The following is an 11909-nucleotide window of genomic DNA, read 5'->3' as shown; positions in this document are numbered from 1 at the left end:
CGCCCCGGCCCTGAGCCGGGGGCCCTCTGCCTTGCCCCGGTGAAGAAGAAGCGGGACCCCGGGTCAAGGCCGCGGTGACGAAGGAAAACTGCGCTGACCGCTACAGCAACTTGTCCAGCGTGATCGGCAGGTCGCGCACCCGCTTGCCCGTCGCATTGTAGACCGCGTTTGCCACCGCCGCGCCGACGCCGGTGATGCCGATCTCACCGATCCCGCGCGCGCCCATCGGCGTGTGCGGGTCGGCGATGTCGGTCCAGATCACGTCGATCTCGGGCACGTCCATGTGCACGGGGACATGATATTCGGCGAGGCTGGGGTTCATGATCCGGCCGTTGCGCTCGTCGAACTCGGTGTGCTCCATCATCGCGAGGCCCAGCCCCATGACGATGCCGCCGCGGAACTGGCTCATCGCGGTCTTGGCGTTGATGATCCGCCCGCAGTCGTAGGAGCCGAGGATGCGCGCGACGCGCAGCTCGCCGGTGACGGCATTGACCCGCACCTCGCAGAACACCGCGCCGAACGAGTGCATCGACCAGTGCTGCGTCTCCAGCGGCGGCGATGCCGTACCCTCGACGCTGATCTCGTCGCGATGCGCGCGGGTCAGGATCGAGGCATAGCTTTCGCACCGCGACGGATCGTCCAGCTTGCACAAGCCGCCGTCCTGTCCGCCGACCTCGTCCGCCTTCAGCCCGGCGAGCGGCGAGTCGTTGCCGGCCAGCTTCAGCAGTTCGGTCGTCAGCGCCTGCTGCGCCGCGATCACCGCCGCGCCGATCGACGCGGTCTGCGACGACCCGCCCGCCAGGAACGTGCCGGACAGGCCGGAGTCGCCGTAATCGACCGTGACCTGTTCCATCGGCAGGCCCAGCCGCTCGGCGACGATCATCGCATGCGTCGTCGCGGTGCCCATCCCCATCTCATGCGCGGCGATCGCGACGCGGGCGCGCCCGTCACGGGTCACCGTCAGCGTCGCCTTGCCGCCCGGCATCCGGTAATAGGGATAGGTCGCGGTCGCGCAGCCCATCCCGACCAGCCACTCGCCGTCGCGCGTCGCGCCCGGCGTCGCCTGACGCTCGGCCCATCCGAACCGCGCCGCACCATCGCGCCATGCCTGCACGATGTGCCGCGACGAGAAGGGCAGGTCAGTGGTCGGATCGCGCTCGGGCTCGTTGGTGATGCGAAGCTCGATCGGGTCGAGGCCCAGCTCCTCCGCCAGCTCGTCCACCGCCGACTCGAGCGCGAACGTCCCCACCGCCTCGCCCGGCGCGCGCATGAAGGTGTTGGCGACCATGTTGAGGTCCGTCGTGTGCTGGTCGAGCAGCACGTTCTCGGCCGCATAGGTGCACTGCGTGCCGACCGTGAACGGCTCCGGCATCATGTTGTGCGTCGCCTTGGGGGTGACGCCGGTGTGGATCAACGCGGTGAAGCGGCCGTCCTTCTCCGCCCCGATCGCCACGCGCTGCTCGGTCGAGGTGCGGCCGCCGACGGTACGGAACACGCCCTCGCGCGACAGCGCCATGCGGACGGGCTTGCCCGCCAGCTTCGCCGCCGCCGCGCCCAGCACATGGTGGTGCCACAGCACCTTGCTGCCGAAGCCGCCGCCGACATAGGGCGAGCTGACATGGACCTGCTCGGGTTCGAGGTCGAACACCTGCGCCATCGTCCACGCGCTCTGCACCACCGCCTGACTGGCGTCGTGGATACGCAGCGTGTCGCCCTCCCAGGCGAGCGTCACGCCATGCAGCTCGATCGGGCTGTGGTTGTGGCGCGGCGTCGAGTAATGCCGGTCGACCTTGACCGGCGCGGCATCGAACGCCGCCTCTGCATCGCCCTTCTTGCGCTTCAGCGGCTCGCCCTGGAACATCGCCGGGTCACAGCCGCGCGCGGTGGCCTGCGCCAGATTGGTGAACGCCTCGTCCTCCAGATAGGTGACGCGCAGCAGCGACTTGGCATGATCCGCTTGCTCCTGCGTGTCGGCGAGCACCACCGCCACCGCCTGCCCGTTCCAGTGGATGCGCGCGTCCTGCATGATCGCCAGCCCGTCGGGGCCGACGGCGCGGCTCTCCGAGCCGAAGATCGGCAGCGGCTTCATCTTGGGCGCGTTGAGGTGCGTCATCACCAGGCGGACGCCGGGTGCCGCCTCCGCCGCGGCGACGTCGATCACGTCGATCCGCCCGCGTGCGATCGTGCTCCACGCGACAGCGGCGTAGAGCATCCCCGTCATCGGGAACTCGGCGGCGAAGCGCGCGCCGCCCGCGACCTTCAATGGACCGTCGATGCGGCTGACCTGCGCGCCGATGAGACCGTGCTTGTGCTCGATCAGCGGGTCGGGAACGCCGCCCGGCATCCAGCTGTCGGGCGCGAGCGCCAGCGCCTTCTTCATCACGTCCTGCACCGCGCCCTGTACGGACGCCTTGGCATCACCGAGAACGCTCATGCCAATTCCTCCAGCACCGCCGCGATCGTCCGCGTCGCCAGCTCCACCTTGAAGCCATTGTCCCGCAGCGGCCGCGCATCGGCCAGCTCCGCTTCGGCCGCCGCGCGGAAGTTCGCCGCCGTCGCCGATTGCCCACGCAGCGCGGCCTCCGCTTTCGACGCGCGCCACGGCTTGTGCGCGACGCCGCCGAGCGCGATCCGCACCTCCTTGACCGTGCCGCCCTCGACCTCCAGCACGGCGGCGACCGACACCAGCGCAAAGGCATAGGACGCCCGGTCGCGCACCTTGCGATAGGTCGAGCGCATCCCGTCGCCGAGGGGCGGCAGCGCCACGCCGGTGATGAGTTCGCCCGGCCGGATCACCGTATCCACCTCGGGCGCGTCGCCCGGCAGGCGGTGGAAATCGACCAGCGGCACCGTCCGCCTGCCGCCGTCGCCCGCCAGATGCACGACCGCATCGAGCGCCGCCAGCGCCACGCACATGTCGGACGGATGCGTCGCGACGCAGCTGTCGGACGCGCCGAGGATGGCATGAATGCGGTTGAAGCCCTCGATCGCGTCGCAACCCTGCCCCGGCGACCGCTTGTTGCAGCGCGATCCCTCGTTATCGTAGAAATAGGTGCAGCGCGTCCGTTGCAGCAGGTTGCCGCCGGTCGTCGCCATGTTCCTGATCTGCGTCGACGCGCCCGCCAGGATCGCGCGCGCCAGCACCGGATAGCGCGTCCGCACCCGGCGGTCCGCCGCGATCGCGGTGTTACGCGCGGCACCGCCGATCATCAGCCCGCCGTCGTCGGTGCCCTCGATCGCATCGGACAGCCCGGTGACGTCGACCAGCGCGGCGGGCGCCTCGATCGTCTCGCGCATCAGGTCGATCAGGTTGGTGCCGCCGCCGAGGAACTTCGTTCCGGCGATGGCGCCCAGCCGCAGCGCCTCGCCCGCGTCACCCGCGCGCGCATAGCTGAACGGGGTCACGCCGCCATCTCCTGCGCGCGAGGCTGTTCGGCGGCGGCGTACTCCGTGATCGCCTCCACGATGCCGTTATAGGCGCCGCAGCGGCACAGATTGCCGCTCATCCGCTCCTGCACCTCCTCGCGGGTCAGCGCGATCTGCTCGGCGCCGAGATCGGCGGTGACCAGGCTCGGCACCCCGCGCGCGATCTCGCCGGCCATCGCCACGCCCGCGCAGATCTGCCCCGGCGTGCAATAGCCGCACTGGAACCCGTCATGTTCGATAAAGGCGCGCTGCAACGGGTGCAGCCCGCCCTCGCCCGCCAGCCCCTCGACCGTCGTGACCTTCCGTCCGTCATACTGGACCGCGAGGCTGAGGCACGACAGCACCCGTTCGCCATCGACCAGCACGGTACACGCGCCGCACGCCCCTTGGTTGCAGCCCTTCTTGGAGCCGGTCAGGTGCAAATGCTCGCGCAGGAAATCGAGCATCGAAACGCGCGGGTCGGCGGGCGGATCGACGGCACGGCCGTTGACGGTGATCGACATGAAACGGACCTCGGACAGATGATACTGGCCAAAGCCCGATGAGCGGCAGCAGGTTCCAATTGCGAGCCATTCTCTTGGCCCGCGCCGATGCGCAAGGCCTGACCGTCGAAGAGGGGACCATCCGCCCGATCGGGTGGACGGTCCCCTCTTGGATGTCGGGGCTCAGAAGCGCGTGCGGAGCGTCAGGCCATAGGTGCGCGGCTCGGCCAGATAGCTGGAGAATACCTGGTTCGCCGGCGACGTCCCGAACTTGACGGTCTGCGCGAGCGAGCCCGCGCCCTGGAACGGCGCGTTAAAGGCGACCTGCTGATAATCCTGGTCGAAGACGTTGAGTACGAACGCCTCCAGCGACCAGCGGCGGTCGGGGCCGCGCAGGCCGATGCGGGCGTTGGCGACGAAGAAGCCGTCCTGCTCCTTTTCATAGAACAGGTCGGAGCCGGTGTTGTAGTCCGACGTCATGCGGCCATCGACGTAGAACAGCGCGGACAGCCCGGAAGCGCCCAGCTCCGGCGTCCAGCTGACGGACGCGGTCGCGGTGTTGCGCGGTGCGTTGGAGAGCTGGTTGCCCGCCAGCAGGAACAGCGCCGGGTCGAGCGCCTCCCCCGCCGCGCTGCCGACCAGGTTGCGGCGGAACTTCGTGTCGGCGAAGGTATAGCCAAGGTTGACCGCGAAATTGCGCGCGGGATACAGCCCCGCCTCCAGCTCGACGCCCTGGCTGCGGACGCCCGCACCGACCTTGCCGGAGCAGGTGCCGGTGGTGGCGCTGGCGTCGGTGTCGGCGCCGTTGAGGCTGGTCGAGCAGCTGCCGATGTTCTGGACCACGAACACGGTGCCGTTGAACGTGTTGAGCTGGAAGTTCTTGAAGTCCGACCGGAACGCCGCGACGTTGAGCGTGAACCGTGGCGAGGTGAACTTCACGCCCGCCTCGTAGCTGTTGACCAGCTCGGGATCGAACCGCAGGTTCGCGGCGTCGGCATTGGTGCGCGGGAACAGCGCGGAACCCAGATCCGACCGGTCCAGATTATACCCGCCCGCCTTATAGCCGCGCGAGTAGCTGCCATAGACCAGCACATTGTCGAGCGGCTTGTACGATACGACGCCGGTGCCGGTCAGCTGGCTCTCGCTCAGCCGGTTCTGCAGGTTCAGCCCGTTCAGCGCGGAGCTGGAATTGCCGGTGCAGGTCAGCGTGATGATGCCGCCCGCGAAGCTCGCCAGTGCGGCGTTCGACAACAGCGGGCTCAGCGCCGCCTGTTGCACAGGGCAGATCGTGTTGTTGTTGCTGAAGGTCGCGTGGAAGTCCTTCTGCTCGTGCGTGTAGCGAAGCCCGGCGGTCAGCGACAGGCGGTCGGTCAGCTTGAAGATGTTGTGCGTGAAAAACGCATAATTCTCGCTGTCCTGGATATAGTCCGCACGGTTGTCACCCAGATCGTTGAGCGTCGACAGCCGGTCCAGTCCCGCCAGCACCGCCGCGCCCGCCGGGCCGAAATTGGCGCCGAAGGCGGCACGGGCGGTGACGCCCGGCGCGACCAGCGCGGTCGACAGGCAGCCCGGATTGGCGGGATTGCGGAGCGCCGCCGCCGGGTTGGCGGTCGCGACCAGGCGGCACGCCGCGAAGGCGCCGTATTGCGTCCCGAACTTGATGTTGTCGCGGACCACCAGGTCCTCGTTCGAATAATAGCCGCCGACCAGCCAATTCAGCTTGCCGCCGAACAGCTCGCCGTTCAGCCGCAGCTCCTGCGTAAAGGTGTGGAACTGACGGAACGCATTGCCGTCGTTCGGGCGATAGGTGATGTCGACGTTGCCGTAGTCGAAGTCGCCCGCACCGTCCGCCTTGTACTCGCGATAGGCGGTGATCGACGTCAGTGCGGCGCCACCCAGGTTCCAATCGATCTCCATCGACCCGCCGTAATCGGTGGTGACGTTGGAATAGGCACGGCCCGGCGAGATCGCGATGCGGCGGTTGTAGGGATCGCCCGCCGAGGGGAATACGGCGCCCAGCGACTGCATGACCTGGACGATGCGGTTGCCGGCCGGATTGATCGCGAAATCGCCCGGTACGCCCGGCGTTGGATCGGTCTTCTCGCGCAGATCGACATACACCGCGCCGCAGCACTTTTCGTCGCGATGCGTGTAGTCGCCGATGAGGCGGACCGTGACGTCGCTCGACGGCTTGAACAGCAACTGCCCGCGTACGAAGTAGCGGTTGCGGTCGTTGTAATCGGTGCGGTTGACGACGTCGTACAGATAGCCGTCGCGGCGGTTGTAGACACCGTCGATGCGGAAGGCGAGCTTGTCGGCGATGATCGGGCCGGTCACCGCGCCGGCAAGGCGGACGTTGTTGTAGTTGCCGTAGGTCGCCTCGCCATAGCCGCCGAAGTCGAAGTCGGGCGCCTTGGTGATGATGTTGATGAGGCCCGCCGAGGCGTTGCGGCCGAACAGCGTGCCCTGCGGCCCGCGCAGCACCTCGATACGGTCGACCTCGCCCAAGTCGTTGAGCCCGGAGCCGGTGCGGCTGCGATAGACCCCGTCGATGAACACCGCGACCGAGCTTTCCAGGCCGGGATTGTCGCCGACGGTGCCGATGCCGCGCACGCGCGCGGAGGCGTTGGCTTCGTTGCCGGTCGACGAGACGAGCAGCGACGGCGCGAGTTGCGTCAGACCGCGGATGTCGTTCGCGCCGGAGTTCTGCAGCGTCTCCTGGCTGACCGCGGACACCGCGATCGGCACGTTGGACAGCCGCTCCGACCGGCGGGTCGCGGTGACGATGATGTCGCGCGTGTTGGTCGGCTCGTCGGCCGCCGTCGTCTGCGTGGTGTCGGCATCGGTCGCCGCCGGGGTCTGCTGCTGCACGTCGGCGTTGGCGGTGCCCTGCGCCGGCACTTGGGCCTGTTGGGGCGTGGTCGGTGCATCCTGCGCGACGGCGGGAGCGGCAAGAACGATGGCGGTGGTCGACAACAGCACGGCAAACGGACGCATCAAAAACTCTCTCCTAGTACAGCATGTTCGATCACGCTTCAGGGCGGCGCGCCTAAGGAGTGCCGTGATCCACGTCTAGCGTTTTATTGTGTTGCTACGGCGCGATGCCGGTCGGTCGTCCGGGCGCTCCGGTCAGGACAAGGTCGCCAGCGCGGCCTGCCGAAACGAGTGCAGTTCGTCGGTGCGGCCTTCCTTGACCTTGGTCGCCCAGAGCGGGTCCTGCAACAACGCGCGCCCGACGCCGACCAGGTCGAAGTCGCCGCGATCGAGCCGCCGCAACAGCTCGTCCAGCGACGCAGGCTCGGACCCCTCGCCACCGAAGGCCGCGATGAACTCACCCGACAACCCGACCGATCCGACGGTGATCGTCGGTCGCCCGGTCAGCTGCTTCGCCCACCCGGCGAAGTTGAGGTCGGAGCCGTCGTCGGCGAACTCGGGCTCCCAGAAGCGGCGTTGCGAACAGTGCAGGATGTCGGCGCCGGCATCGACCAGCGTGCCCAACCACACCTGCATTTCCGCGGGCGAGTTCGCCATGCGGACGGCATAATCCTGCTGCTTCCACTGGCTGAGCCGGATGATGATCGGATAGTCCGGGCCGACGGCGGCGCGGACCGCGCGGAGGATGTCGGCGGCGAAGCGCGAGCGCTCGACCAGCGAGGGGCCGCCATAGGGGTCGGCTCGCTCGTTGGTGCCCTCCCAGAAGAACTGGTCGATCAGATAGCCGTGCGCGCCGTGCAGCTCGACCGCCTCGAACCCGAGCCGCTTGGCATCCGCCGCGGCTTGCGCGAACGCGGCGATCGCGTCGGCGACCTCGTGATCGGCCATCGCCTGGCCGAACGTCTTGCCGGGACGGGAGAGGCCGGAGGGGCTGTCATAGGGGCCGGGCGGGGTCCAGCTGTCGTGGCGTGTCCGCACCCCGCCGACGTGCCAGAGCTGCGGCGCCATCACGCCGCCGACCGCATGAACCTCGTCGATGACGTGCTGCCACCCGGCCAGCTCCGCCTCGCCGTGGAAGCGGGGCACGTTCGGGTCGTTGAGCGAGGCGGGACGGTTCACGCCGGTGCCTTCCGAGACGATCAGGCCGACGTCGGCCGCCGCGCGTCGGCGGTAATAGGCGGCGACCTCCTGCGTCGGCACGCCGCCGGGCGAATGCGACCGCGTCATCGGCGCCATGACGATGCGGTTGGCGAGCGTCAGCGATTTGTAGAAAAAAGGGGAGAACAGGCCATCGGTCACGCGCGCATCACTCCTCGCCGGGAAACGTCACACGCCTGCCCCAGACGAGGCAGGCGTGTCACCCTATCTTGCCTTGTCAGGCGGCGAACTGGTTCATCGTGTTGTGCGAACCACCCGCCTTCAGCGCGGCCTCGCCGGCGAAATACTCCTTGTGGTCGTCGCCGACGTCGGAGCCCGACATGTTCTGATGCTTCACGCAGGCGATCCCCTCGCGGATCTCCTTGCGCTGCACGCCCTTGACGTAGCCGAGCATCCCCGCCTCGCCGAAATACTCCTTGGCCAGGTTGTCGGTCGACAGCGCCGCGGTGTGATAGGTCGGCAGCGTGATGAGGTGGTGGAAGATGCCCGCGCGCGCGGCGGCATCCTTCTGAAAGGTGCGGATGCGCTCGTCGGCCTCGGCGGCAAGATCGGTCTCGTCATAGTCGACGCTCATCAGCCGGGCGCGGTCGTACGCGGCCACGTCCCTGCCCGCCTCCGACCAGGCGTCGAACACCTGCTGGCGAAAGTTGAGCGTCCAGTTGAACGAGGGCGAGTTGTTGTAGACCAGTTTGGCGTTGGGGATCACCTCGCGGATGCGGTCGACCATCGACGCGATCTGCTCGATGTGCGGCTTCTCCGTCTCGATCCACAACAGGTCGGCGCCGTGCTGGAGCGAGGTGATGCAGTCGAGCACGCAGCGGTCGGCGCCGGTGCCTTCGCGGAACTGGAACAGGTTGGACGGCAGGCGCTTGGGGCGCATCAGCTTGCCGTCACGCTCGATCACCACGTCGCCGCGCAACGAGGAGAGGTCGGTCACCTCCTCGCAATCGAGGAAGGCGTTATACTGGTCGCCGATGTCGCCGGCTTCCTTGGAAAACGCGATCTGCTTGGTCAGACCCGCGCCAAGCGAGTCGGTGCGCGTGACGATGATGCCGTCGTCGACACCCATCTCCAGAAAGGCGTAGCGGCAGGCGCGCACCTTCGCGAGAAAGTCCTCGTGCGGCACGGTGACCTTGCCGTCCTGATGCCCGCACTGCTTCTCGTCGGAGACCTGATTCTCGATCTGGAGCGCGCAGGCACCGGCCTCGATCATCTTCTTGGCGAGCAGATAGGTCGCCTCCGCGTTGCCGAAGCCCGCGTCGATATCGGCGATGATCGGCACGACGTGGGTCTCATAGCCGTCGATCGCCTTGACGAGCCGCTGCGCCTCGACCTCGTTGCCGGCGTCGCGGGCGTGGTCGAGGTCGCGGAACATCATGCCGAGCTCGCGCGCGTCCGCCTGCTTGAGGAAGGTGTAAAGCTCCTCGATCAGCGCCGGCACGCTGGTCTTCTCGTGCATCGACTGATCGGGCAACGGACCGAAGTCGGACCGCAGCGCCGCGACCATCCAGCCGGATAGATACAGGTAACGGCGCTTGGTGGTGCCGAAATGCTTCTTGATGCTGATGAGCTTCTGCTGCCCGATGAAGCCGTGCCAGCAGCCCAGCGACTGGGTGTAGGCGGCGGGGTCGGCGTCATAGGCGGCCATGTCGCGGCGCATGATCCCGGCGGTATAGCGCGCGATGTCGAGCCCGGTGCGAAAGCGGTTCTGCAACTGCATCCGCGCCACCGACTCCGCGTCGATCCCGTCCCAGGTGCCGTTGTGGCTGCCGATCAGCTGGCCGGCGTGGGCGATGTTGTCCTGGTAGGTCACGATGCGAAATCCTTGTTCTCGAGACGGGCGGGAGAGGAATGACCGCCGACGCGAGAACCCCGCGTCGGCGATCACCTTTCCTCCCCAGGAAAGCGTGGGCGTCAGTCGAGGCGACCGAGCCGGTGGTAGAGGCTGGAGAACTTCGCCGAGCGGGGATCGTCGGCGATCTGCTGGACGTAGCTGGCTACCGCTTCCTTCATCAGCGCGAAGTCCTCGGTGGTGAAGACCGCGCGCGCACGGGGCGGCTCGCGGGTGTCGGTCGACATGGTCGTGCTCCTCGTTGGTGGAGGTGCCGTAATCGACAATTTGATCGGTGCTAACAGCCTACCGTCCGACTTTCGTGTCGCGGGGTCTGCAAAATCAGTGTAGAACAGCCGCGATTGTAAAGATGTTTGCTGAAAGCTGCGATGCGCGAGAAGGTTCTTGCCGGACATGCGGTGCGGCGGTTGCGGCGGCGGTCGGGGCTGACGCAGGCCGCCATGGCCGAGGCGCTGGGCATCTCGCCGAGCTACCTCAATCTGATCGAGCGCGATCAGCGCGCGCTGCCGTCGGGGCTGCTGGTGAAGCTTGCGGAGCGGTTCGACTTCGATCCCCGTTCGCTGGCGGCGGCCGAGCCCGGCGGCGGCGCGGAGGCGCTGCGCCGGCGGCTCGCCGATCCGCTGTTCGCCGACCTGGAGATCGACCGGCACGAGGTCGCCGAGTGGCTGGCGGCGGCACCCGGCGGGGCGGAGGCGTTCGCACGCGCGTTCGATCGCGGCGGCGCGGGCACGCATCGCGGCGCGGCGGCGGACGACCCGATGGCGCTCGCGCGGCGCGAGATCGAGCGCTGGCGCAACCATTTCGCAGACCTCGACGCCGCCGCCGAGACGCTGGCGGACGAACTGCGGCTGGTCGGCGCGGACCTGTTCGGTGCGCTGGTCGATCGGCTGCGCGTCAAACACGGCATCTCGCTGCGCGTCCTGCCGGTCGACGTGCTGCCCGACGTGCTGCGCCGGCTCGATCTCCACGCGCGGCAGTTGCAGCTGAGCGAGATGCTGGACGCGCCCAGCCGCACCTTCGCCCTCGCCTTCCAGATCGCGCAGCTGGAGGCGCGCGGCGAGGTCGACGCGCTGGTCCGGGGTGCGGGGATGACGGACCGGATCGTCGAGCGATTGTTGCGACGGCATCTCCATGGCTATTTCGCCGCCGCGGTGATGATGCCGTATGCCCGGTTTCTGCGCGCGTGCGAGACGACCGGCTATGACGTCGACGTGCTGCAACGCCGGTTCGGTGCGGGGTTCGAGCAGGTCGCCCACCGGCTGACGACGCTGCAACGTGTCGGCGGACGCGGGCTGTCCTTTTTCATGATCCGGATCGACCGGGCGGGGCAATGTTCGAAGCGCTTCGTCGGGGCGAGCGGCACGATGCTGGCGGAGGCGGAGGGGCGGTGCCCGCTGTGGCGCCTTCATCGCGCGTTCGATCGCGCGGCCGACGAGACGCTCCAGCTGGTCGAGCTGGAGGACGGATCGCGCTGGTTCACGCAGGCGCGCGTGGTGCAGGCGCCCGGCGGCCGCTCGGGCGGCGCGCAGGCGGACGTGACGGCGGAGTTCGCGGTCGGCATCGGCCTTGCCGCCGATCAGGCGCGGGAGTTGAGCGCGGCGCGCGGCACCGACCTGAACGGCGCGGCGACGCCGATCGGGCTCGGCTGCACCGCCTGCCTGCGCGCCGGCTGCCCGCAACGATCCGCCGCCCCCGCCGGCCGCGCGCTGGTGGTCAACGATCGCGAGCGCGGTGCCTCCGCCTTCAGCTTCGCGGGCGACACGATCGACTGACGGGCGTCAGAGCCCCGCCTCCTCCAGCGCCGTCGCCAGCTCCGTGCTCATCGGCGCATCGTCCTTCGGCGTCAGCCGGTTGAGCACGGTCCGCACCCGCTTCTGCGCCACCTGCAACGTCTTGTACCGCACCTGACGGATCGCGTTGGTCCGTCCCGACCGGCTCTCGCCGAGCAGGACCTCCCATTTCGCCTCCTCCGCCGCCAGCAGCGCCAGCGCGAGCCGCAGCCCGTCGCGGCGGCCATGGGCATAATCGTCGGCCATCGGCACCTCCTGCCCCACCGC

Annotated in this window: 9 protein-coding genes; 1 reads left to right on the top strand and 8 read right to left on the bottom strand. The window is 68.5% G+C overall.

Going from position 1 to position 11909, the window contains the following annotated elements:
- Window positions 1-100 precede the first annotated feature (100 nt).
- The 7 genes from ACOFKS_RS04590 to ACOFKS_RS04560 form a co-directional block, all read right to left on the bottom strand.
- Window positions 101-2434: a xanthine dehydrogenase family protein molybdopterin-binding subunit gene (locus ACOFKS_RS04590; protein WP_419808069.1), complete on the bottom strand. Its 2334-nt coding sequence runs from the start codon at window positions 2432-2434 to the stop codon at window positions 101-103.
- Entirely contained in the window at window positions 2431-3405 is a 975-nt protein-coding gene (locus ACOFKS_RS04585; protein ID WP_419808068.1) for an FAD binding domain-containing protein, read from the bottom strand. Before ACOFKS_RS04585 ends, ACOFKS_RS04590 begins: the two co-directional genes overlap by 4 nt.
- The gene (locus tag ACOFKS_RS04580; protein ID WP_419808067.1) at window positions 3402-3929 is read right to left on the bottom strand and encodes a 2Fe-2S iron-sulfur cluster-binding protein; all 528 of its coding nucleotides are present in this window, start codon (window positions 3927-3929) and stop codon (window positions 3402-3404) included. Before ACOFKS_RS04580 ends, ACOFKS_RS04585 begins: the two co-directional genes overlap by 4 nt.
- A gap of 162 nt (window positions 3930-4091) precedes the next feature.
- Window positions 4092-6905 (bottom strand): TonB-dependent receptor, encoded by a 2814-nt coding sequence (locus ACOFKS_RS04575; protein WP_419808066.1) that lies wholly within the window; start codon window positions 6903-6905, stop codon window positions 4092-4094.
- 132 nt (window positions 6906-7037) lie between these two features.
- Complete coding sequence (locus ACOFKS_RS04570; RefSeq protein WP_419808065.1) at window positions 7038-8141, bottom strand: NADH:flavin oxidoreductase; 1104 nt, start codon at window positions 8139-8141, stop codon at window positions 7038-7040.
- 76 nt (window positions 8142-8217) lie between these two features.
- Window positions 8218-9813: an isocitrate lyase gene (locus ACOFKS_RS04565; protein WP_419808064.1), complete on the bottom strand. Its 1596-nt coding sequence runs from the start codon at window positions 9811-9813 to the stop codon at window positions 8218-8220.
- 101 nt (window positions 9814-9914) lie between these two features.
- Window positions 9915-10079 carry a hypothetical protein gene (locus tag ACOFKS_RS04560; RefSeq protein WP_419808063.1) on the bottom strand — a complete coding sequence of 55 codons (165 nt, stop codon included), beginning with the start codon at window positions 10077-10079 and terminating at the stop codon, window positions 9915-9917.
- A 141-nt stretch (window positions 10080-10220) separates the two neighbouring features.
- On the opposite strand from ACOFKS_RS04560, the gene ACOFKS_RS04555 reads away from it, so the two are divergent.
- A complete protein-coding gene (locus ACOFKS_RS04555; RefSeq protein ID WP_419808062.1) occupies window positions 10221-11624 on the top strand; it encodes a helix-turn-helix domain-containing protein in 1404 nt (467 codons plus the stop codon).
- Between the two features lie 6 nt (window positions 11625-11630).
- On the opposite strand, the gene ACOFKS_RS04550 is transcribed toward ACOFKS_RS04555, so the two are convergent.
- The gene (locus ACOFKS_RS04550) at window positions 11631-11888 is read right to left on the bottom strand and encodes a hypothetical protein (protein WP_419808061.1); all 258 of its coding nucleotides are present in this window, start codon (window positions 11886-11888) and stop codon (window positions 11631-11633) included.
- Window positions 11889-11909: the final 21 nt, after the last annotated feature.

The organism is Sphingomonas sp. (assembly GCF_965200135.1).
Lineage (GTDB): Bacteria > Pseudomonadota > Alphaproteobacteria > Sphingomonadales > Sphingomonadaceae > Sphingomonas.
The sequence above is the reverse complement of the archived record's forward strand: the minus strand, read 5'-3'. Positions and strand labels throughout refer to the sequence as shown.